Consider the following 23,110-nt stretch of genomic DNA (forward strand, 5'->3'; position numbering starts at 1 on the left):
TCATTGCAGCTGAATTCAAAAGTTTGCACGGCTATCAGATATAGCGTAATTAGAAGCAGGCTACGAATACGGGGAAGTACAATCCCTGCTATAGCTGGATAGCTCGATAGCTCGATAGCTAACAGGCACACCCAAACATCCCGGATCATTGCTGCGCAATGGCCCGGGATGTTTTTTATTGTGCGCAGAAGTCGACCGGGAAAAGAAGATCATTCGCAAAGACGATGCGCAGGACGTGCGTAGGACAAAGATCATTTTACGTGGTCTCTTTCAGATTTAATGTTTTTTTTCTTCTTAAGTGAACCTTTATCCAGCCAGTACAGCTGGAGTTCGTTTTTGTGCTTATAGACATGAAAGACGGCCGCCAATGAACCCAGAATAAGTGCAAGGGAAACCCAATGATCCATAATCCAGTACCAAATCTGCTTCATAGAGAATTCCTCCAAATCCAGATGCGGTTATGCGCCCACGCGGCCTCTAATCTCGCTCCTATTATTGCCTGCAGGGGTAGGGATAATCCGTTTTGAAACCAGGAGATGAGAAATTTTATGACCTTGTCTCTATTTTTGTGACAAAATGTATCAATAATAAGAAAAACCTATTTACAAGTTACATTATGTATCGTAAAGTAGAACAGGAAAGATTTGTATTAAGGAGGGCGAGAAATGAAAAAGTTGGTTTATGGTTTGGCAATGATGCTGGCTTTATTCCTGCTTCCTTTGGCGGCTTCAGCAGCATCCATCACTCAGGTTCAGGTGAACAGCAAAACGATCGGTTTATCGGCAGAACCGCAGATTTCAGGAGATACGGCTTATGCCGATCTGAATTCGGTTCTCGGAAGTCTCGGATATACCGTGCAGAACAATGTGTATGGCTCGGGGTATCTGGCTTCCAAAGACGGTTCTAACATTCAATTGGTTCCCGGCTCCAGCTCATTCATCGTAAACGGGGAAACGAAGGAGGCGGGTGCATCCGTTGTGAGCAGCGGAAGCACACCACAGCTTAATCTGAAAGCTTTCGCAAATTTGACAGGACGGCAATTGAAAGTAAACTCCGAAGCAGGCCTTATTTCGCTCAATGATACTTTGCAAACCAGCGTCCTCGAAACACTTTACACAGGTACTCTGACAAATGATACTTCTTCAAAATCCAGAGCGGCCTTAAATTCAACCGGGTATACGGGTTTCATTACGATTTACTACCCGGATGGCAAGAAATTCTATGAAGGCGACATGGTCAACAGCAAATTCGAAGGCAACGGAAAATATTACGATTGTTTCGGAACTCTCCGTTACGACGGAAAGTGGAAAGATAACAAATTTGACGGAAACGGCAAGTCATACCATGAGGATTCGCACCCGGAGTATGACGGGAAGTGGAAAGCGGGCCTTAAGCAGGGATACGGCGTGTATAACTGGACATGGGAGCCTTGCGCGGGCATTCCCGATAACGTGAGCGGCTACAATAAGTACACCGGATTCTTCAATAATGACGAATTCAATGGAGTAGGCCGCATTAAATGGGCGGACGGCAGCCGCTTCGAAGGTAACTTCGTAAATGGAGTTATTCAATGCGGGGGCACTTTCCACTGGACGGACGGCTGGAAGTACATCGGCATGTACAAAGACGGTCTGCGGCACGGCTATGGTACGGAATATGATCCAGATGGAAACATCATTTATGAAGGTGAGTTTAAGAACAGTGTAGCAGAAGGCTATGGCCGGTTGTATGACTGTGACGGCAACCTCGTTTATGAAGGTGAATTTGTAAACGGGCAGCCTGCCGGTTCCGTTAACTCTGTTTCGGCTACAGATTTGGAAGAGCATGCGCAGCCTGAATTCGAAAAGACTTTGGCAGAAAAGCAATAAGAACATAGTGTCAGAACCGGCAGCTCCTTTGGAGCGCCGGTTTTTTTGATGCGGGAAGCAGGGGGAGGAGTTGCACAGCAGCGGAAAAGGGAAGGGGCTGGATGTTATGTGTAAACATAAGAAAGCTTCCCCGTTATGAATTAGACAGTCTTTTTGAGAAGGCTAAAGTGCTAGTTGGAGAGAGAGCGTGAAGGACAAGTAAGGATAGGGAGTAGGGTGAAAAGTTACAGGCCTGTGCATATGGGAGAATTGTGTCGCTGTTTTACAGCGAAAATGTTTTGATCTGCCGTAGTGTCCAAGCAGGCTGCTCACTTTGCTACTCCAAAAACCGCCGGCGAAGCTCTGGCGTCGGCATCATGCACTGCTCCCGCTGTCCGAACCAGCGGTAGCGGTTGCGCGCAACCCAGCGGTACACCGCGTCACGGAGCGGCTTCGGTACGGCGATGAAGCCGTACAGCAGCGGCCACGGGTACCGCAGGCGGCGCAGCACACGCAGTCCGGCGGTGGACTGCGTGTACGCGCGGTTTCCTTCGACAAGTACGAACGTGTCGAAGGAAACCGCGGGGAGATCGTGCCGGGCAAGCAGCCGCTGCCCGGCGTCCGACTGCAGCGCCGCGAATCGGACCCGCCCATGCGGGTCGCGGCGGATGGTAAACATGACGGCGGAATTGCACAAGTTACAGACGCCGTCGAACAAAACAACGGGCCCGTCCATATCCGGGCCCGCGGTAGGGCTGCGCATCCCGATCACCTGCCATTCTTGTTCCTGTGGAATACGTATCTATTCCTCCAGTATACCACAGCGGCATGGCAGGGGCCTCTGCGCAGGAGCCCGCGCAGCTGCAGCCTTGGGAAGTGACATGCCGCAGATACAGCAAGCAGTGACCGGGGCAGCGGAGCCGCTTCCGGGGCTGCTGCATATACAGGCATGCCGGCTGATTGGCACTGCGGGCAGGCAAGTGTGAATAGAGCGGCTCTGCACAAGCAGCATAAAAGGATCAGCGAGTCGGTTCTCCTTTCAAAACTGACAACGAGTGATTGAAATTGTGGAGGCCGAGGCCGTCTTGACTGGGTGCGCTTCGGCACCCGAATCTCCATAGAAAGGAGGTGATCCAGCCCACCTTCCGATACGGCTGCCTTGTTACGACTAAGATGTGGCTCTGCTTGACGGCGCTAAAGCCGGGGACATTGAATGCCTGACAAAAAGGCCGCAGCTGCGGCCTCTTGTAAAGTTTCTTCCTTGGTAGAGCCTTCTCCAGCCGGCTTAATCCGCTAACGCCGGGACCTGCGGGAACGCCGGCGGGGCGTGCGCTTGCTCCGGTAAACGGTCGAAGTGCTTTTACGATTAGTTCGGCGGCTCTTTTTCTTCTTCTTTCTGCGTTTCGTGGCAGAAGCCGTTTCTTTGGTGGCTGCTTTGGCACCGAAGCTGCTGAACATCAGCTTGAGCATCGGGGCGAATTGCTGGACCGAGCCTACGAATTTCTGTACCTTACCCATGGTGCCGATGACACCCTCGATTCCGCCCATGCGGTCAACAATGCCTTTGATCTGGTTGAAATTCATGCTGCCTAGAAGGCCGGCGGCACCTCCGCCGGTACTCGCTGCTGCCTGCGTGGTCTGCTGGACAGCCGGGAGATTACTGCCGCCCGGGAAGAAATCAGAGTAGGTCGGGCCCCCCGGCTGAAATCCGCCACCGCCAGGGAATCCCCCTTCTCCGACTCCAAAGCTTCCCCCGGGGAATCCACCGCCTTGAAACGGAGCTCCTTGACCTCCGCCAGGTCCCGGTGAAAACAGGCTTCTTGTATGCACCTCCGGCTGATGGCCGTATATCGGATATTGGGAGTTCACTTTCATTCACGATCCTTTGCATCAGGATTTACTAGTACAGCGTATGTGATGGGCAAACGTTTGGTTTGGACGGATGTCACGGGTCGGGGAAAATGCCGCGGTCAAAAACACGGTCACGGTTTAAGGCGGTGACGCATAAAAATTTTACAGTTTTGCATTTCTAAAGGAAGGATATTATAATGAATCTGTCGAAGAAGTAAACATAGTTCTAATTAGTTGGATAGAGAATGTAATTCTAGGGGTTGAAATGATGCAGCTGAAAAAACTTAACGATAAAGCGATCGACCAACTTTTCGAGGCGATCCTTACTTTGAAAGATTTAGAAGAATGCTATACATTTTTTGATGATCTGTGTACGGTGAACGAGATTCAATCGCTGTCCCAGCGGCTTGAAGTAGCCCGTATGCTTCGCAAGGGATGCACGTATAACCAGATCGAAGCAGAGACAGGTGCAAGTACGGCAACCATTTCGCGCGTGAAACGCTGCCTGAACTACGGCAATGACGGTTATGTGCTGACGCTGGACAGATTGAACCGCTAATAACGGAGCAATTAGCCGGCAGGGCATACCGGCCTTTACCTTTTCTTTTCTATTCAAAGGATTGGCCATACGTGAGTGAACCCCCGTGACTCCAGACTTCGCGGATGTTACCCGGGAAGCCCGAGCTGCTAAAGAAGCGGCTGGGACTGTATAATGGAATTGTAAGCAGGCAGACCGTGAATGCGGCCGTAGCTTCCAAGGATGTACGGTTGTTATACGCAGAGTACTACTTTGTACAACATAGCGTTCTTGTAGAATGCAGGGGGAACATGTAAGACCGGATAGGCGGGTATTTTTAAGCCGCGGTTTATAGTTTTTGCCTAACTGCTTATTGGTTTAGGTTATGAAGAGGCGGCCTTTCGTATAGGACGGGACAGGGCGCTGACCTTGCTGCATGGATGATCCAATCCTTTCAAGGGAGAAGATCAGCGTGCGCTGAACATTTTTTAAACAATCGAATAAGCTCCGGATGGTTTGTAAGTCTTACAGCCTGAAGGGCAGGGAGCCGATATCTTGATGGGCTTCTGGAGATGGATGCTGCAACACGGACCTTCTTTCGCGAGAGCGATGCCACACATAGATGAATCCCTTCTTTACACCCGTAAAGGGGGATTTTTCCTGTTTATTGACAGACGGGTCCAGTTTGGGTAGCATGAAATCAGGATTCAAACCGGAGCGGAGTGAAGACCATGCGGAAGTATGGAGTACTTGTTATCAGTCATGGCTCCCGGAGTCCCGAATGGGTTCAGCTTGTGGATGAAGCCGTGGCTGGCATGCGTGTGCCGGACGGCATACCGGTGTTCGGTTCTTATCTGGAGCTTGTGGACGGAAGATTGATCGGGGACGGCATTACATGGCTGGAGAATCAGAACGTGACCGATCTGATCGTGGTTCCGTTATTCGTATCGGCAGGAAGTACGCATCTCGATGAAATCGCGTATGCGCTCGGGGTCAAGCCGGAGCCGCAACTGCCGACGGATCTGGAGCCTTTTACTATTCGGGCACGGGTGCACATGTTGTCTCCGATGGATGAGGACGCAGATCTGCTGGCAGAGATGGTGTACGAGAAAATAAGCGGCTTATCGGACAACCCGGAGCGGGAAATTATCCTGCTGATCGGGCATGGCAGTGTGGAGAAGCATTTTCATCTGGCCTGGCGGAGAAGTCTTGAGCGGATCGCAGAACAGCTCAAGAAGATCGGCGGTTTCGGCGAAGCCGATGTTGCGATGCTGCTGCCGAACCAGACGAAGCGCAAGATGACCTGGTGGCACAAGCAGAAGCCGCAGCATGCGGTGATTATTGCGCCGCTTTTTTTGAGTGAAGGCTATTTTACCAAACAGGTTATTCCTGCAAGGCTGCAGGGGTACGACTACCGATATAACGGGCAATCCATATTGCCGAGTCCGAAGGTCAGCCAGTGGCTGGAGCGGCAGGTTGCTCTATTCTATAACCAGGTACATTATGAGCAAAAAGGTGATAAAGAGAATGGCCAAACGTGCTAGATTGATCTATAATCCTACTTCGGGTCGGGAAGAAATGCGCAAGCGCCTGCCGGAAATTCTGCAGCGTCTTGAAAAAGGCGGCTTCGAAACGTCTACCCATGCCACAATTGGCGAGGGAGATGCGCTGATGGCTGCTTCCCAGGCCGCGGAACGGGAATTCGATCTTATTATTGCTGCAGGCGGAGACGGTACGCTGTATGAAGTGGTGAACGGAATTGCGGAGAAACCGAACCGGCCGCCTATCGGTATTTTGCCGCTCGGGACGACGAATGACTTTGCCCGGGCTCTGAACATTCCGCGTGACTGGGAAGATGCGTGCAATCTCATTGTCCGTAATTATACAAGACCGATTGATGTCGGCAAAGTGAATCAGAAGTATTTCATTAATATTGCGGGCGGCGGCTCCATGACGGAGCTGACCTACGAGGTTCCGAGCAAGCTCAAGACGATGATCGGCCACCTTGCTTATTATGTCAAAGGACTCGAAATGCTGCCGCGCCTGCGGCCGATTGAGATGTCTCTAAAGTGCGACGAATTGGAGATTCATGAGGAAGTGATGCTATTTCTCGTGGCGAACAGCAATTCTGTCGGCGGTTTTGAGAAGCTTGCGATGGATGCGAGCTTGAACGACGGGCTTTTTGATGTGATTGTACTCAAGAAGTGCAACCTGGCGGAGTTTATCAAAATCGCATCTATGGCACTCAGAGGCGAGCACACGAACGATCCGAACGTGCTGTACTTCCAGACGAAGAAGCTCGAAATCACTTCGCACGACTATGTCCAGCTCAATCTGGACGGCGAACTCGGCGGCACATTGCCGGCTGTGTTTACGAACCTTCAATCACATATCAACATCATTGTAGACGAATCCGGACTATCGACATATAAACATCAACGCAAATAGGGAGTTAGTAGAATGAATAAAAATAATCGGCGGAGCAGTTCGACGTCGGGTCACAAGCGCGCCGGCGGGGCAGGCAAGCCCCGCGGCGGGTCGAGTGAGCAGGGCAGTAAGCGCAGTGAGGCTCGTGTTGAACGAGACCAGCGGTCCGGCTTGAGCGGAGCAAGGGCTGCGTTTGGCGGCGGGCACAGTGAATTGAACAGCGCGCAGACAGGGCAGGGCCGTAAAGGCGCTGCCCGGCATGCTTCTGGCGGCAGCGGCAAACGCCCGGCTAATACAGCACTGGCCGGTCTGCCCGTGGAGAAGAATGGCGAGTATACCGCTGAGATTATCGGCATTGGACATGACGGAGAAGGGGTAGGCCGCGTTGACGGCTTTACCCTTTTTATTCCGGGTGCCCTGCCAGGCGAGCGGGTAAGAGTTAAAGTCCTTAAGCTGAAAAAGCAGTTCGGTTACGCCAAACTGCTCGAAGTGCAGAAGGCAAGCCCCGACCGTGTCGGGCCTCCTTGCCCGATCTATGACCAATGCGGAGGCTGTCAGCTCCAGCATCTGGACTATGCGGCGCAGCTGGAAGTGAAGCGTCAGCTGGTCGTAGACAACCTGGAGCGGATCGGGAAGCTTAAGGTAGCGGATCGCACGGGCGGCGTGGCAGGTGCTGCGGATCATTATTCGGGAGATTACCGGATGGTTAAAGATGCCGGGCAGCCAGCGGACGCTGGGTTAGGGATACCGGAGAGCCAGATTCTAAACGAAGATGTGCTGGAATCTGCGGAGGTTGGCAAAGGTATGGATACTGCCGGAAGTGCTGTCAGTGCTATCAACGAGGCTGATGACAGTGTGGGTGAGGGTGCCTATGCTAATAATACCGGCGATGCTGACCTATACACAGGTATGGCTGGTTCACAGGGTTCGCTAAGAAGCAGAGAACTGCAGCCATTGCAGGATACGGAGTTTGTGGATGCCGCCTCTCTGCTGGATAGTGCAGGTGACGGGGATGCCGAGATTCTGACGCAGGATGGGGCTGGATATGAAGCTGCTTTTGCCGGGACAGAAGGCATTGTGGTGTATCCGACTATCGGAATGGACGACCCATGGCGTTACCGCAACAAAGCCCAGGTGCCGTTCGGAGAAGAGCAGGGTGGTCTTGTCGGAGGCTTCTATGCACAAGGCAGCCACCGCATCATTGATATGGAAGCTTGTCTGATCCAGCATTCCAATAACGATGAAGTCATTGCGAAGGTGAAAGAAATCGGGCGCAGGCTGGGAATTCGCGCATACCGTGAGGAGACACATGAAGGACTGCTTCGCCATGTTGTCGTTAAGGTAGGCTTCCGCACAGGCGAAATTATGGTCGTGCTGATCACGAACGGCGAAGAAATTCCGCGCGCTGCGGAGTGGATCAGGGAGATTCGCGCCGCGATACCAGGCGTAGCAAGTATCTGCCAGAACGTGAACATCGGAAGAACCAACGTCATCTTCGGACGGACGACGCGTGTGCTCTGGGGCCATGAGGTCATCTACGATTACATCGGGGATGTGAAATTCGCCATCTCGGCCCGCTCGTTCTTCCAGGTCAACCCGGTTCAAACCGAGGCGCTGTATGGCAAAGCGCTCGAATATGCCGGGCTGACCGGCGGAGAAACCGTGGTCGATGCGTACTGCGGCATCGGCACCATTTCGCTCTTCTTGGCGAAGCATGCCAAGAAGGTGTACGGCGTCGAGATCGTGCCGGAGGCGATCGAAGACGCGAAGCGCAACGCGCTGCTGAACGGCATCAGCAACGCGGAGTTCGCCGTGGGAGGAGCGGAAGACGTCCTCCCCGAGTGGCAGCGCGCGGGCGTCCGCCCCGACGTGATCGTCGTCGATCCGCCCCGTAAGGGCTGCGACGAGCGGCTGCTGGACACGATCCTCCAGCTCCGTCCGGAGCGGGTCGTGTACGTGTCCTGCAACGCCTCCACCCTCGCGCGCGATTTGCGCGTGCTGGAGGATGGCGGGTACCGCACCGTCTCCGTGCAGCCGGTGGATATGTTCCCGCATACGGTGCATGTTGAAAATGTTGCGTTGCTTGTAAGATGTGATACAGATGTCTAGAATCCCTTGGTATAAAAGGTTTATTGACTGCTACAGAGTTTGTGGAATGGTGAAACAGAGGCATTTTCGATGAGTTGCCGTAAAATTGCCGTAAGGCTGAATGTTAAAGCAAAATAACACAGATAAAATAAAGGAAAAGACGCTGGGTGGATTATCCCAACGTCTTTTTGTCTACTTGGTTGGTATCCATAGTGAACAGATTATCGAACTTATCAGCCGCGGCTTGATTGGCAGATCGAAGTGCATGTCCGTATATATTCATTGTGGTTGTGATGCTACCATGTCCAAGCCGCTCGGAAATGACTTTAGCGTGGACACCTTGATTGATCAGCAACGCGTTCATCCGAGAGAAGTGTTTCGCCCAGCCATCAAACGAAGCTGCGCATCGATTATTTGTGCTCATAATCATCCTAGCGGCAATCCAGAACCAAGTCCCGACGTTCAAAGAACCGATGGATATGATTTCTTTACCGATAACGCCATTTTTAGTGTTCAGGAACAGACAGATGAACTGCTCCTGTTTGAGATGCCGAAATTCTGGCTCCAGCAGTTTATATACATCCATTGGGGAACGAATCGTTTTAATAGACGGTGTTGGAGCAGAGATGATTTGAGAAAGCCTGAGTGTGGCTAGGATCTGTCGAACTCTTGATTTTCCAATCCCCTCAATAGAGAGCAGCTCCTGTTCAGTTGCATCAACAAGATCAGAAAGCGTAGGAAATTGTGAAAGATTTCTTCGACGACATAGCTTTCTGGCTTCTCACGGAGTGATAACGCTAATAGAGATTTAAGGTCTAACGGGTGATGATGCATCTTTGGATCAGGTCTCCTTTAAGGATTTCGAATTTAGTTATTAAGTCGATTAAAAATAGCCAACCCCGAAATGTGAGGTTGGCTCAATAAAAAACCTCTGCCATCGATGACGATTAGGCAGAGGCAAGAATAAGTTCGTACGCTTTGTCGATTAGCGGATTATCTTCCATTGTTCTCATGAACAGGTTTTCCGCTGTTTCTCGGAGTGGGCTTTGCATGAGTGGTAAAATCGGATACTGCGTTGATAAAGCGGTAAGCGTTCTTCCCTACATACTCAAGATCTGGGGCCTCCAAATACCTCAGCAGCATATCGTCTCGAAGTTGTTGAACGTTCTTTTCTTGAAGCTTGCTTGGGCTTTCCGGCATCGGAATGAGCATGTCGATGTATTCCATGACCTTTCGATCAGGAAGCTTTATTTTATTTAAGCGTTCGGCTTCTCACCCAGTTTACCCATGTAAAACTCAGCAAGCAGTAACGTCTTTTTAGCTTCGCTTAACTTGGATTTCATGTCACCTTTGTGAGTTGTTGACCAGATTCTTTGAGCATTGTTAAGCGCTAGAATTAAGCGTATTTTGACAAACTACCCGGATAGGCGTCATTGCAACTTTGATACTTCCACTACCATCATGACTGTTTGAAAATACCAAATAAGGTGTCACATAGTTCCCGGTAATGCTATAATTCTGTGGTAACTTCGCTAATAACCAAACCTTCTTCCCGTTTTGTAAGCTTCCCGCCGTTTCGTATGTTACTCCTTCGCCTAAAAGATCATCAATAAATGCAAGGCTTCGTGTTTCTGAACGATTTTATAGCGGTCAGTTACTATACCTAGAATCTTTTGGTCGGTTGTTCGAATGTTTGCTTTATAACCTGGGATCTCCATTTGAGAATCGGTTTGTATCGGCCTTTGGCTAACGGTTCAGTTCAACTCTGCCTTCTTTAAGGCTTCTTCGGATCTGAGAGCATGCTCTACACGATTCCCAAGTCCATGCCAGGGTGCCTCCCGAACATAAAACATAGGTTCAACATTTGCTACCATGATAACCGTCTCCTTTTAGGTAAATGTATAAAAACAGCCTTATGGCGTGTTTTTGAGAAAATACAATTACGCATAAAAAGAAGAACCGAGCACAAATGAGCGTGTGTCGGTTCTTCAGCATTGTATCACTGTTATAATATAGATTTAAAAAAATAGATGATGCGGATGGTAGAAAATTCAGATTAATCTTAGAGAGATCTCATTTTCTTACAAAAAAATCGATGTCTCTACATTTATACTATTATTACTTATTAAGTACCTCTAGAAGTCGTGACATAGTTTCATGCTGGTTTTTCTTTTTTAGCTCGCATTCCCAAATTCGCACGACAGTCCAGCCACGCTTTTCAAAAATATCAGTGATTTTTTGGTCATGTAGGATGTTACGCTTACGCTTCTTATCCCAATAATCAGCATTTTCTTTTGGGCTTGTATTTCGGCAATTGTGTCCGTGCCAAAAACATCCATCAACAAAAATAGCTGCACGCTTATCAAAAAATACAAAATCGGGATGTCCTTTCACAGGGTAGTTACGCCGCCATCCTGTAATGCCGTATTCCTTAAACAAGTTAATCAAACGTAGCTCAGTTGATTTGTTACCTTTTGACCTTACTTTTTGCATCACAGAAGAGCGAGTGTCCTTGTCATACACATCAGCCATATTCGGTCACTCCTCTTGGGCTTCGCCTACAGAAGGTATTAAGAGTGGATATGCCCCCTCAATGACATCATGCATGACAACGTCAATCTCCCCGACTAAGGAGACATATTCTACCAATTTATTAATTAAGTTAAGCAAATCGATAACATCATCACGTGAAAAGACACAATGGGTAAAGTCGTAAGAATTGAATTTCATCCAAACATTTTTAATGATATTATAACCAGCAATGTTGATACTTTGTACATGGGGAGGACATGGAATTTCTACTCTTGTTGTTCCGTCGGTGAGAATTAGAGTCCCATGCTCTTCGTCAAAAGGCTGATCGATAAGCTTCAGCTTGAAACCTTCTGGAATCTTTGCTTGGATAGCTGCAATATCAAAGCCCATATGGTTTGCGGGGATGTAGTCTCGCTTTTCAAGTTCAGCAACTCTTAGTCCAAGAGAACTTAAGCTACGGAATACATCCGCATCATTTACAATCGGAATTCGCGGCCTCATATCAGCACGATTTACGGTAAACAAAGCACCCTCGAATTCGTCTAGATATACCTGGGAGCAAAGTACAGCAAACGTATAGAATACCACTTCTGTTGCGACAGTACCTGCGGGAACTGCTAATAATTGAGATAATGTTGCGCACAAGTCAGCATGAATATTGTTACCCATAACTCTATTTTGAGTGCCTTTCACAGGATACTGATTAAGGTAAATATAAGAGTTACCTCTTCGGCATAAATCATTATCAGGATAATACCAACAAAAAGAAGCAAATTGCTTAAGCATATCTTTTTGATCTTTTGGCGAATGAGAAAGCGCAAATCCTATAGTTCCTTCGGCGTTGAATGCCGCGCTAATTTCGGGTCGTCTTCGTGTTCCACCGCCTCCAACTCGACTAAATTTGTGTAATAGATCCTGCCAGAGAAATGCTTTCATAGGCAAAAATGGCCTGAAGGCATAATTGACAATGTTAGTATCTAGCAAAGCGTCAACGGATCGCGGATTTCCGTATGCAGTCAATTCGTTGGCAAAGAAAGTTGTCTCTTCATCTTTCGGAGGCTTGTCTTGATTTGCCATCCATTCTTCCGCAGCTGAAACGCCCCGTTGCATAATTTCCTTGCTGCGCCGTTTAAGCATTGGCGCTTTTATATGCGTGAATATACTCGTTGGAGCCAATTTTATACCGGAACAATATTGCTGAAAGATCGCGATCTCATCTGCTTCCCCACTTACAGGCCAATATGATGAGTAAAGCTCTTGCTTAAAAGGCATTGATGGACAAAGACCATAGTTAGCTTCGGCGATATCATGTTCCGTAAACATTTCAATCATAGTTTCAGCACTTTGCTCAAGCATTTGTGTTTTTTCTGCTTTTGCACATCGTGAGAGATCGAAGTACATATATTTATCTATTCCAACGGCTTCTCCGTAACGGCGTGTTGCAATAAGTATAGCTCGACCCTGTTGAGTGTTAAACAAGCTATCGGATCGAATACCGGCCCTAGCATCGGCATCTACTGATATGATCCATGCACTGGAAAAGTGTTCAACAATATACTTTCTTGCAAACTTGTATGAATCGGCTTCAAGAAAACTGGACGGGATGATCAATGCCAAGACAGAATGATTCTGAGAGGACTCAAGTTTTTCGCAAGCCCAACGCAAGAATTGTAAGTATGGATTGTTAATTTGCTTTTGAGTATTCTGGCGACCATGGCGGTTTTGCACAGGTGGTCTAAAATCATCCATGAGCTCAAGGATTACTGAAAAATCATCACCTGCATTAATCTTTGATGAATCTGAGGATGGAGGATTTCCAATAACAAGAGTTATTGGTCTTGAAGCAATTTCATATGCTCTATTTAACTCATACCCCTCAACCGTACCGGTATTTGCAGGAATGCCAAAAAGATAGTTGCTTAATGTGTTTGCTAATAATAATTCATTTTGGGAACGTGCAGCATTAATCTCTGTATTAAGAATCGCCATTCGATAATTCGCAAGCATATATGGGGCTGGTAATATTTCAATACCGCACAATAAGTATGCCCCTCTTTGCATATCATTTCTTCTTATGCTTTCAAGAAACGATCCCGTTCCACAACATGGGTCAATAATCGTGTTACCGGCTGAAAAGATACTGTTTCCATCAAAAGTACGCCTTGCGATGATTTCGGTTAACCTAACTATAAAGTCAGCTAACTCGATTGGAGTATAGAAAGCACCATAATCGAAACGAGATCGAGCATCAAATTTAGATAAAAAGAGTTCAAAAAGTTTATGATAATCAGGTCGTTGTCGCTGCTGTTCAGTCATGTGGACGAACGATAAGAAACCTATGCATTCATCAGTCCATGTGAGGATAAAACTACTATCGTTACCGGGACTGTTTATATAATGAATGATAGTAAGAAACGGACGAAGGGCTTGCCCTTCGACAATTTCTCGCGACAGGTACTCTCTAATTTTTCTTTCTTTTTCAACTGCAGAATCAGCATCAGTACATTCAACTCGATGTGCAAATAAAATCGTAAACATGATAACTTGGGCTGCAAAATCTGCGAACACAGAATCTTCACGCATATTTCGATCGTTATGGTTGTATACCAATCCTTTTAATCCGTCCAGTAAAATGATTGCGTTCCTCTCATCATCATCCATTGCTTCGTCTAGAGGGATGACAGTATAACGAATTATTTCATCAGATAAATTGCGCGTTCTAAGCGCTACTTGCTCTACTAGTGCCCCTTCGTCGTAATATTGAGGTGACGGTTCGGAGAAAAACCTACGCATCATTTGCTCAAAGTGCGGATTTGTATCAAGGCGAGACCAATCGGGTCTAGTCATTAGAGCCTTATCAATCAATGAAACGACTTGTGGTCTCATACCATCAGTAAAAGAGTAAACAAAGTCGATGCCATCAGTAATAATAAGCTTGTGTCCTAAAGATAGATAACGATTGAATTGCTCTTCATACGGAGTAATATCAAAAGTATTCTGACTCAAGCCTTTGGCCTCAATATAACCGTAAACACCTAAAGTATTCCTGTCATGCATACGCCAATCAGGTCTACCCATGCGTGCCTGATTCCTTGGTTCGAGTACAACCACGATATTCGGGTTTCCGTTTAGCTCAGTAGCCAGTTCTCTAAACATAGTATCCAAAGGAGGCCTGAAGGACAGCTCCGCAGTGTGTTGATTACCTGACAAAGCGTCTCGGTAATCCTGCTGAAGGTTTGTTAAATATTTTTTAATGATTGCCTGATAGGACAATATTTTTCACTTCTTTTCTAAGGTAATATTCAATTATGCTTTCACCTATAATTTTTGCAAGGTTCGGAGGGACAGCGTTTCCGATCTGACGAGCAATTTCAACTTTTGAACCAGAAAACACGAAGTCAACTGGGAATGTTTGTAATAATGCTCCTTCGCAAAGTGATATGCTCCTCAATTGTTCAGGGTGCCCGAACATTCCGCGTGTGAAACTATCAAAACGTGCTGTAATAGTAGGAGCTACGTCATCCCACGACATTCTACCGTAAACATTGCGGTGGCCAATAATTGAGCTATCTATTCGATGACAATCAGCCAGTAATTCTTCGGGAAGGTGATCTCGTCCCTGGCCTTGTTGCAGCGCCATAAGGCGCTTAATGTTTTTATCAGACAGCCGATCTCTTCTGTGAAGAGGATACTCTGAATGTGAGGTGCCATCCGTTGGAGGCTCCGGTAGGAATTCTATTGTTTCGCGTACAGTATGGCGTTCGCCCGTCGGTACTGGGAAAGTATATTCCGAGCCTATATCTCTTCTTTCCCCGACCAAGATAATGCGCTTCCTGCGTTGCGGTATACCATAGTCTTCTGCATTTATAAGTTGCTTATGCACTACATATCCAATATCCTCCATATGGCTTATCAATTCGGAAAGGATGGTTTTACCGCGTTTACCTTGTATGCCTGATACATTCTCCATTACGAAGAACATTGGCCGTACCTCGTCGATGAGGCTTCCGTATTGAAGGACAAGATCATTTCTGCTATCTAAATCTTCACCGATACGCTGTACTGAAAACCCTTGACATGGCGGCCCACCTGCAAGAAGGAATAGCTCCCCTTGTTTTAATCCAATATGATTAAGTAACCGCCCTCCGAGCATATTTCTTATGTCTTCACATAAAGCTGGATGTGAAAAATATTTTTTATTGTTATTGATTGTTTCAATACATTTCGGCTCAATATCAAAACTGAGCAGTACTTCAAATCCAGCCTTGTGAAGACCTAACGATAAACCTCCCGCACCTGAAAAACTGTCAACACAAGTTAACCGCATTTTTGAGCCTCCTTGTACTTTTGATACCTGCAATAACACTAGAATATGAATTACTCACGGGCAAATCTATTGGTTGGTTACCCGCACTTAATTGAGCTTTCGTTGGTTCGCAAGAAAGAAGTTCTATCAGCACACTTGATGCAATACCGCATGACAATAAGGGGGGGACAGCTTCTCCAATTTGACGGTAAATGTCATCAAATTTCCCTTCAAATACAAAACCGTCGGGGAAACTCTGTAAGCGGGCTGCTTCTCTTGCAGTAAGTCCTCTATCTTGCACAGGGTGCGTAAATCGTCCACTCGCAGGATTACGAGCGTAATGAGTTATTGTAATAGAAGGTTTGTCCCAACTAAGTCTTCCGTAAACATCTGAAAATCCTTTTACCCGGGTTAAGCACTCGGGACCAATTCCTTCAGGTAATTTGCCACCGTCATGAGGGACTTGCCTAATTACTTCGAGAGTACTCGGCTTGTGAGCCACCGCTTTATGCATCCAATCTTCTGTTGAAGCTTCGCCAGCGTTAAGTGGACTTAAGGAACCTATAGCGTCTCGTACGGTTTTATATGAGTCTGGTGTATAGACACCTTCAGGTAACAGGAATTCCTTTTTCATACCAATAATTACGGATCGAAAGCGTTCCTGAGGCACACCAAATTCGGCAGCATTGTGAATGTGTTGCTTTACTGTATAACCTGCATCAAAAAAAGCTTTCCTGGCTTTACTAAAATATTTCCAATACTTATTAGATAAAAATTCAGGGACGTTCTCCATGATGAAGGCAGTGGGATTCACTTCTGAAACAATACGAGAAAATGCTATTACGAGGTTGTTTCTATCATCGTCCTCTTCATCCCATCGTGTTTTCCTATGAGAGGAAAATCCTTGGCAAGGAGCACAGCCAATCAATACTGTTGGGAGTTTCGGGTCAAAATTGATGCTTTCTAAAAAAATCTTAATGCTATCGCTATTTTTCGATATCTTTAGAATATCTTCATTTATCAACGGGGTCCCATAGTTTCTACTATATGTGGCAGCAGACATAGGATTAATATCACATCCCCCTAGGAAGCGAAAAACTGGGAAAATGCGGTTTATTGCGGCAAAGCCGAGAGAGGTTCCTCCTGCACCACTAAAAAAGTCGAGTACTTGAATAGGGTTAGCGGCTGTCTCTCCGATATTCAACGGCTCAAAATTAAGCAGTGCATTTTCGGATTCAGAAAATAATGCTGTCTTAAAATCTCTATAGTCATTTGTATCAACAGGGTTCAAAATTGCATCTTGAAGTAACCTTTGTAATGTTTGCATACATACACCTCTAAGCAGTAATTATTTATCATCATAAGCACGCAATATCAAGACTAATTAGTTCTTAGCGCTCTTGCCGCTCTTTACCCATTCGTCTACCTCAGAAAGCTTGAACTTCCACAGCTTGCCGATTTTACAGGCTGGAATGTCTTGATTCTTTATCCAGTTACGAATAGTATCCTTATTAACTCCAAGGTAGTCGGCAACTTCTTCGAGACTTGACCATTTTTCATTTATACTTTCCATAGTATAACTCCTTCCAACAAAAAAACGGGTCTTGATTTATTATACAAGACTTAGTGTGGAGTTTTAAGTGTTTTGCGTAAATAATATATTTTGATTCATTTTAATATGATTTAATATGAAATGATAGAAACACAACATGAAATTTTTTTGGTGCTATAAATATAAGAGTGCGATAGAAACAAAAATGACCATACGCTTGCAACATGCTCTTCGCCGTATAAAACTCCATTGAATCGGATTAAAATTGATGCTTCAGTTATCGCCATCTCGAAACAATTCTGAACATATGTGTATTATAATACGGAACATACGTTTGCGTCAAAAAAGTGTATTAAGCAGAGTATGATATCAGAACGGTATTTGCAGAGGGGATAAGAACCAAGTAGCCTATGTATCTTCTGCATGGTACGATTTGGACATATTAATCTAATCCTAGGGAGTGACTCTATGTCGGCTGGAACCATAGAAGCAAACAAGGAAATCCTTCAAAAAATTTTCTCTGAATCATTTTGGTTCGTCATTCCAGAATATCAAAGATCGTATGTTTGGCAAACGGATAATGTAACGGAGTTAGTCGAGGATCTAGTCTATGTCTTCGAACACAAGCCTGATCACGATTATTTCCTAGGGTCCTTGGTGCTGAAGAAACTCAGAGAAAGCTCTTTCCCGGAGTATGAGGTGTTGGATGGTCAGCAACGGTTGACGACTTTCTTCATCATGATGGCTGTACTGCGTGATCTTGTACAAATGCCTCAGTATGTGGAAACGCTTCAAAAGAAAATATATCAGGAAGAGAATCTTCTTGAGAATGTCCCTGCAAGAATGCGGTTGACGTACAAAATTCGGGATAAAGTAGAGGATTTTATCTCCACTTACATCATTGCAAAAGGGGGACCGAGAAAGAAAGCGAACTCAAAACATAGCTTGACGGAGATAATGTGTCGCTATCCAATATGGCCAACACTGTGCTTGTTCTTCGGCAGCAGTTGGAAGACGTACGCCGGGATCACGATTTACAGCAGTTCATTCGATTTTTTTTTAATAAGGCACTGCTTATTTACGTATCCACTGAGAATACGAAAGATGCGTTCCGCCTTTTTACCACCCTCAATAATCGAGGGATCCCGCTAACTAACGCAGATATTTTAAAGTCGCAGAATGTCGGTAGCTTAGCTAGTGATAAGGATAAAAACAAATATGCGAAAATATGGGGGGATATGGAAGAGGAACATGAGGAGAACTTCGATCGGTTCTCGCAGTTTATCCGTACTATTCTTATAAAAGAAAAAGCCCGCACCAACCTACTGGAGGAATTTACGAGCTGGTATACAACGCCAAGGTTCCATCTTTGAAATTCGGGAAAGACACGTTCGAATTTGTCCAAAAATATAATGACATCTACGAAAATGTTATTGAGTTGCAGGACATAGGTTTAAGCAACGAATTCATAAACCTTCTGACCATTATGAGTATTGGCCTTCGGTCTGAAGACTGGATGCCACCATTGATGCATTATTACGGAAAGTTTGGTAAGACCCGGATAGATACTTTTCTTAACAAGCTGGAGTTCAAATTTACCAGTGATTGGGTTTTTGGCACAACACCCACCATCCGTCTGGATGCAATGAATGCAATTAATAAGGCAATCGATCAGGCAGATGTGGCGGGACTGGACAATTTTCCGGACAATAAAGGATTGTTTGGGATTGATAAGGAGGAGTTAGACGCAGTATTTCCGGGAATATTTACAAGAAGACATTCGCACGCCATCTACTGCTTAAAATGGAATATTTGCTTAGTGATAATACAGTCCATCTTTCCAGCTATAACTACATTACGGTTGAGCATATATTGCCACAAAATTCACCAACTAATAGCCAATGGAGGAAGGATTTTACGGACAAGGATCGCTTACTTTGGACGAATAAACTGGCCAATTTGGTCCTAATTAGCCAGAAGAAGAATAGCGCTCTGAATAATTCGGAATTTTCTGAGAAAAAGAAGATTTATTTGAAGAAACGTATTGATGCTTTTCATGCTAATAAGGTGTTCTTAGAGCAAACTCCCTTTGGACACCAAACGTTTTGGAGAAGCGACAAAAGGAACTCGTTGATTTATTATCAGAGGCGTAATTCCAAAGCACATTCAATGATCACCAATTGGTAGCAAAGTCCATCATGCTACTGCCGTAAAACTGCCGCAAAAATCCGCGATAAAGTCAAACGAAGATAAAGAACACTAAGAAAACTGGCTACAAGAACATTGATTCTATGCGTTTTTAAGGAATATAACAGATGCCGCGGGAATGAGTTCGCTTCCCGCATACGGTGCATGTGGAGTGCTGTGCGTTGATAGTTAGAAGTAAAGAATAAACAGAGGGGTTCGAGAATCTGTAAAAGATTCTCGAACCCCCATTTGCTTTTATTTCAATACGGTCAATTAGTTTGTGAAGTAATTCTGGAGTGAGTTCATTGAATGATATGAAGTCATCAAGGCTTTTTTTAGTTCTGTAGAGGCTAATGGTTCCAGCATTCCTATCCTCCGTTGTAAAGTTAAAGTTCATCTAGTAAACTCCCTGTCTTTCACGCTGCAAAGCGTTTATAGCAGAGTCGCGCGCACCCGATTATTGGAGAACTTTTTGTACGGAACACTCGTTTCTTATAGGAGACAACTAATCACCGCGTTATTTGGCACGTTTAATGGACAAGCACACGCTTGGAGGTTTGGATATGTTCCGCATACTTTTTAGCCTCTTGCTCAAGATATTCATCCGTGCCTTCGTTTGCATTATAGGTGACGAATGCGGGAAGATAGGTGCCATTGCATCTAGTAACGGTACTTTGTATGGGTCTTAATAATTCGCTGATCGTGAACCAATTGTAACCCCCTGAACGGTATTGCCTATCCGTGCCGCCTGTCGTCGTTGCGACCATAAACTCTTTGCCTTTTAAATTATCCCCTCCGGGTCCAAAAGCCCAGCCAAACGTCAATACATCATCGAACCACTTTTTTAAAAGAGGAGGGCAGCTATACCAATAAAAGGGAAACTGAAACACAACCCGGTCATATTGAAGCAGCAATTGTTGTTCCCTCTCCACATCGATATTCCAATTGGTGTACTCCTGATAGAGGTTGTGAAAATAGATGTCGGTTTGATCTCTCAGCTCTCGTGCCAACGCCTGATTAGCCCGGGAATTATTTAGATTGGGATGTGCAGAGATAACCATAATTTTCATAACGATCATCCTTTCTCATTTTTCGTAGCATCACGATCTACATCCCCATTATTATGCGGAATTTCATTTTTGCAAAGTACGCTTTTTTTTCAGACTAAGTCCTGTAAAACGTACCATAGACGAAGCCTGATTTCGGTAGGTAGTACGATAATCCGTACTAAGTATGATTAATCATCGTACTGTTTTCATTCTGGATACTTTGATAAAATTACTAACAAGGTAAAGATCATGTGACCGGGAGATGGTAAGATGCGAGAGGAAGTTCACTATTCTAATAATACACAGGGGATACTTGCCACTCTGCAGGTGATCGGAGGAAAATGGAAGCCACTCATTTTGTTTATTTTATTGCATCAAGGCACAAAGCGATTCGGGGAATTGAGACGTCTGCTTCCGAATGTCACGCAAGGAATGCTTACCAATCAGCTTCGTGAGATGGAACGGGACGGACTCATCATACGCCGTGTGTATCAAGAGATTCCCCCAAAAGTTGAATATTTTTTGACTGATCATGGAAGAACGTTAAGTTCGGTTTTGACCGATATGTGCGGATGGGGATTTAAGCATATCGAATTTATGAATAATGCGAATGGGAACGACGAGAACTCCCTTTGACGCTTACGGCGTTGCCAGTCTAACACTTTATTCTCCGAGTCTAATACTTTATTTTCTCTGGACACTAGGAATATGAATAACATTTATGTATACAGCAACCAGGAGTGGCCACATGTGATCGGTGTTAGCTGCTTTTGTTTTTGTATACAGCGCTCTGAATTTATCTGAATTTGGGGCTTTTTTACTTCCCCGGTCATATACATTTAAGCAACCTTGAAAAGGATGTGACGAAGTGAAGTATTACGTTGCCGCTAGGGGAGAAACACTTCGTACAATTGCAAAAACTACCGTAGCTAGTGTACGGAGAAAATAAAGTCTTAGACTGCCGCTGTTGTTATTAAACTTACGTTCTCCGTTAGTTTAACGAAGTTCACGAAGTAATGAAAATAAAGGAAGTCCTAATGAGTCAAGAGCTGTCGCAGGAATAAAAAAACGACCACAGAGCAAATGACGATGCTCCATGGCCTGGTTGCGAATAAATGTTATTTTTTAGACAACGTTAGAGTGATTTGACGTTTCAACACTCTCTTCAAATGTTGAAGCGCCGCGATCTGACGATCAACTTGGGACAGCTTTTCTTCGTACATGGCCTGCATCGCTTCGCAATACTCATAATCGTCAGGGTTTGCGATCTCATCCGTGAACAGCTGACCAATTTCATCTGCTGTCAACCCGAGCTTTAAATATAACTGGATGGCCATGACTCGATCTACGGCAGACTCGGCGAAACTCCGATAATCGTTCTCTAGCCTATCTGCTTGCAATAGCCTTTTTTTTCGTAATGCCGGATGGAACGAATGCTGACGTTGGTCAATCGGGATAACTCACCTATTTTCACTTTTATGTACCTCCTTGCTAATGCTCCAGTCGGCAAATGCAAATTGAATCCACATAATCCTGAATCCAGTAAAAAATATCATCTCCTTAATCTGAACAGGAGGACTTCCATTTACGTTGATTGATGTATTGCTCACCCCACTCGTCCAATTGGTCCAATATTGACTTCAGCGTCATTCCAAATTCACTCATTTCATAGACAACTTTTGGCGGTACTTGATTATAAACCGTTCGAATGATGATGCCGGCTTCCTCCAATTCTCGAAGTTGCTGAGTTAACATTTTGTGTGTAATATCGGGAATTTTCCTTTTTAATTCACTCGTTCTCTTGGGTCCAGATCCACAGTTTAAGTGACATAAAATTAATAATTTCCATTTCCCCCCTATAACCTCCAATGCCGCTTCGGCAGGGATGTTAAACGTTCGTATATCCTGCATTTTCATGGAATAACCCCCTTAAATGATTGGTTAGAATAGGTACTTTTCGGTACCTATATTACCTTTTAGTTCCTATTGTACAAAAAAGTGCGTTCTTCCTTTTTTTTGCATGCTATCTGATAATCATATCGTACCTAGTAGAAAATGGAAGGTGATTAATATGAAAATTTTGACCGTTGTTTCGCACCCTAGGGTGCAATCCTTAACCTTTTCGGTTGCAGATAGATTTACACAGGGACTCACTGATGCGGGACATGAGACGGAAGTGCTTGATCTGCATCGCAGCGGGTTTAATCCTGTATTGTGGGAGCCAGATGAACCCGAATCGTCATCCGAACGCAAGATCTACTCGCCAGAGGTTGAAACAGAAATTGAACGAATGAAGCAACACGATGCTCTCGCGTACATTTTCCCGGTATGGTGGCATAGTTTCCCAGCCATACTTAAGGGATATATCGACCGTGTATGGAACAATGGTTTCGCGTACGGCTCCCACAAACTGCATCATAAAAAAGTACTGTGGATTGGTATGGCATCGGCTCCGAAAGAACACTATGAGAAGTATGAGTACGACAAGATGATGACCCATCACCTTAACATCGGAATTGCCGGTTTCTGCGGAGTCTCTAATAGCAAGGTTGAGATATTGTATGACACTTTGGATTCAAGACCGGAAACTTTCGACAAACTTCTGATGCAAGCGTATCATCTCGGACTATTTTATGACAATGATTTAAAGACCGTTGCTCAATAGCTCATTTTTCGTGAAGCCATTCTCCCCACGAGAATGGCTTCGCTTTATTTTAAAATAGATTTTGAAGAAAACTGCCCGTTAGCGTAATG

21 protein-coding genes and 4 pseudogenes are annotated in these 23,110 nt (G+C 45.5%); 11 read left to right on the forward strand and 14 right to left on the reverse strand.

Annotated elements, in window-relative coordinates; all coding sequences use genetic code 11:
* Positions 1-251: 251 nt before the first annotated feature.
* Positions 252-431, reverse strand: a complete 180-nt coding sequence (locus tag EDM21_RS15720) for a hypothetical protein (RefSeq protein WP_157336932.1) — start codon at positions 429-431, stop codon at positions 252-254.
* A 234-nt stretch (positions 432-665) separates the two neighbouring features.
* On the opposite strand from EDM21_RS15720, the gene EDM21_RS15725 reads away from it, so the two are divergent.
* Positions 666-1,868, forward strand: a complete 1,203-nt coding sequence (locus EDM21_RS15725) for an MORN repeat-containing protein (RefSeq protein WP_157336934.1) — start codon at positions 666-668, stop codon at positions 1,866-1,868.
* A gap of 316 nt (positions 1,869-2,184) precedes the next feature.
* Here EDM21_RS15725 and EDM21_RS15730 read toward each other — a convergent pair whose 3' ends face one another.
* Together EDM21_RS15730 and EDM21_RS15735 are read right to left on the reverse strand one after the other, a co-directional pair.
* On the reverse strand, positions 2,185-2,610 hold the full coding sequence (locus EDM21_RS15730) for a thiol-disulfide oxidoreductase DCC family protein (protein ID WP_157336936.1): 426 nt from the start codon (positions 2,608-2,610) through the stop codon (positions 2,185-2,187).
* 530 nt (positions 2,611-3,140) lie between these two features.
* A complete protein-coding gene (locus tag EDM21_RS15735; RefSeq protein WP_235918222.1) occupies positions 3,141-3,722 on the reverse strand; it encodes an aminotransferase in 582 nt (193 codons plus the stop codon).
* Between the two features lie 244 nt (positions 3,723-3,966).
* Between EDM21_RS15735 and EDM21_RS15740 the strand changes: the two genes are divergently transcribed.
* From EDM21_RS15740 to EDM21_RS25035, 5 genes and pseudogenes are all read left to right on the forward strand, one after another.
* Entirely contained in the window at positions 3,967-4,257 is a 291-nt protein-coding gene (locus EDM21_RS15740; protein WP_068777744.1) for a YerC/YecD family TrpR-related protein, read from the forward strand.
* Positions 4,258-4,946: 689 nt separating this feature from the next.
* Positions 4,947-5,759 carry a sirohydrochlorin chelatase gene (locus EDM21_RS15745; RefSeq protein ID WP_157336938.1) on the forward strand — a complete coding sequence of 271 codons (813 nt, stop codon included), beginning with the start codon at positions 4,947-4,949 and terminating at the stop codon, positions 5,757-5,759.
* Positions 5,743-6,663 (forward strand): diacylglycerol kinase, encoded by a 921-nt coding sequence (locus EDM21_RS15750; protein ID WP_157336940.1) that lies wholly within the window; start codon positions 5,743-5,745, stop codon positions 6,661-6,663. Before EDM21_RS15745 ends, EDM21_RS15750 begins: the two co-directional genes overlap by 17 nt.
* A gap of 12 nt (positions 6,664-6,675) precedes the next feature.
* Positions 6,676-8,751, forward strand: coding sequence for a 23S rRNA (uracil(1939)-C(5))-methyltransferase RlmD (gene rlmD, locus EDM21_RS15755; RefSeq protein ID WP_157336942.1), 2,076 nt, complete (start codon positions 6,676-6,678; stop codon positions 8,749-8,751).
* 337 nt (positions 8,752-9,088) lie between these two features.
* Positions 9,089-9,190, forward strand: a pseudogene (locus EDM21_RS25035) (JAB domain-containing protein); the annotation flags it as partial.
* A 60-nt stretch (positions 9,191-9,250) separates the two neighbouring features.
* Here EDM21_RS25035 and EDM21_RS25040 read toward each other — a convergent pair.
* From EDM21_RS25040 to EDM21_RS15795, 7 genes and pseudogenes are all read right to left on the reverse strand, one after another.
* A pseudogene (locus EDM21_RS25040) lies at positions 9,251-9,316 on the reverse strand (RadC family protein); the annotation flags it as partial.
* Between the two features lie 407 nt (positions 9,317-9,723).
* A pseudogene (locus EDM21_RS25565) lies at positions 9,724-10,341 on the reverse strand (DUF932 domain-containing protein).
* A gap of 507 nt (positions 10,342-10,848) precedes the next feature.
* A complete protein-coding gene (locus EDM21_RS15775; protein ID WP_157336944.1) occupies positions 10,849-11,262 on the reverse strand; it encodes a very short patch repair endonuclease in 414 nt (137 codons plus the stop codon).
* A gap of 6 nt (positions 11,263-11,268) precedes the next feature.
* The gene (locus tag EDM21_RS15780) at positions 11,269-14,535 is read right to left on the reverse strand and encodes a type ISP restriction/modification enzyme (RefSeq protein ID WP_157336946.1); all 3,267 of its coding nucleotides are present in this window, start codon (positions 14,533-14,535) and stop codon (positions 11,269-11,271) included.
* Positions 14,513-15,589 (reverse strand): DNA cytosine methyltransferase, encoded by a 1,077-nt coding sequence (locus EDM21_RS15785; protein WP_157336948.1) that lies wholly within the window; start codon positions 15,587-15,589, stop codon positions 14,513-14,515. The genes EDM21_RS15780 and EDM21_RS15785 overlap by 23 nt, the downstream gene beginning before the upstream one ends.
* On the reverse strand, positions 15,570-16,895 hold the full coding sequence (locus EDM21_RS15790; RefSeq protein WP_157336951.1) for a DNA cytosine methyltransferase: 1,326 nt from the start codon (positions 16,893-16,895) through the stop codon (positions 15,570-15,572). The genes EDM21_RS15785 and EDM21_RS15790 overlap by 20 nt, the downstream gene beginning before the upstream one ends.
* Before the next feature lie 57 nt (positions 16,896-16,952).
* Positions 16,953-17,141, reverse strand: coding sequence for a helix-turn-helix domain-containing protein (locus EDM21_RS15795; RefSeq protein WP_157336953.1), 189 nt, complete (start codon positions 17,139-17,141; stop codon positions 16,953-16,955).
* Between the two features lie 447 nt (positions 17,142-17,588).
* Here EDM21_RS15795 and EDM21_RS24740 point away from each other — a divergent pair, with 447 nt between their 5' ends.
* From EDM21_RS24740 to EDM21_RS24745, 3 genes are all read left to right on the forward strand, one after another.
* Positions 17,589-18,272 (forward strand): DUF262 domain-containing protein, encoded by a 684-nt coding sequence (locus EDM21_RS24740; RefSeq protein ID WP_201280801.1) that lies wholly within the window; start codon positions 17,589-17,591, stop codon positions 18,270-18,272.
* Positions 18,197-18,493 (forward strand): hypothetical protein, encoded by a 297-nt coding sequence (locus EDM21_RS25395; protein ID WP_338044001.1) that lies wholly within the window; start codon positions 18,197-18,199, stop codon positions 18,491-18,493. Before EDM21_RS24740 ends, EDM21_RS25395 begins: the two co-directional genes overlap by 76 nt.
* 430 nt (positions 18,494-18,923) lie before the next feature.
* On the forward strand, positions 18,924-19,307 hold the full coding sequence (locus EDM21_RS24745; protein ID WP_201280802.1) for an HNH endonuclease family protein: 384 nt from the start codon (positions 18,924-18,926) through the stop codon (positions 19,305-19,307).
* 112 nt (positions 19,308-19,419) lie between these two features.
* Here EDM21_RS24745 and EDM21_RS25570 read toward each other — a convergent pair whose 3' ends face one another.
* The gene (locus EDM21_RS25570; protein WP_157336954.1) at positions 19,420-19,704 is read right to left on the reverse strand and encodes a DUF4368 domain-containing protein; all 285 of its coding nucleotides are present in this window, start codon (positions 19,702-19,704) and stop codon (positions 19,420-19,422) included.
* Between the two features lie 133 nt (positions 19,705-19,837).
* The gene (locus EDM21_RS15810) at positions 19,838-20,377 is read right to left on the reverse strand and encodes an NAD(P)H-dependent oxidoreductase (RefSeq protein WP_157336956.1); all 540 of its coding nucleotides are present in this window, start codon (positions 20,375-20,377) and stop codon (positions 19,838-19,840) included.
* 249 nt (positions 20,378-20,626) lie between these two features.
* Here EDM21_RS15810 and EDM21_RS15815 point away from each other — a divergent pair, with 249 nt between their 5' ends.
* Positions 20,627-20,992 carry a winged helix-turn-helix transcriptional regulator gene (locus EDM21_RS15815; RefSeq protein WP_157336958.1) on the forward strand — a complete coding sequence of 122 codons (366 nt, stop codon included), beginning with the start codon at positions 20,627-20,629 and terminating at the stop codon, positions 20,990-20,992.
* 482 nt (positions 20,993-21,474) lie between these two features.
* Here the strand turns inward: EDM21_RS15815 and EDM21_RS15820 are convergent.
* Both EDM21_RS15820 and EDM21_RS15825 read right to left on the reverse strand, forming a co-directional pair.
* Positions 21,475-21,830 (reverse strand): annotated as a pseudogene (locus EDM21_RS15820) (MerR family transcriptional regulator).
* Positions 21,831-21,916: 86 nt separating this feature from the next.
* Positions 21,917-22,273 (reverse strand): winged helix-turn-helix transcriptional regulator, encoded by a 357-nt coding sequence (locus EDM21_RS15825; RefSeq protein WP_157336960.1) that lies wholly within the window; start codon positions 22,271-22,273, stop codon positions 21,917-21,919.
* Between the two features lie 154 nt (positions 22,274-22,427).
* Here EDM21_RS15825 and EDM21_RS15830 point away from each other — a divergent pair, with 154 nt between their 5' ends.
* Positions 22,428-23,021, forward strand: coding sequence for an NAD(P)H oxidoreductase (locus EDM21_RS15830; RefSeq protein WP_157336962.1), 594 nt, complete (start codon positions 22,428-22,430; stop codon positions 23,019-23,021).
* Positions 23,022-23,110 lie beyond the last annotated feature (89 nt).

It is taken from the genome of Paenibacillus lutrae, assembly GCF_009757775.1.
In the GTDB taxonomy this organism is placed as follows: Bacteria; Bacillota; Bacilli; order Paenibacillales; family NBRC-103111; genus Paenibacillus_F; species Paenibacillus_F lutrae.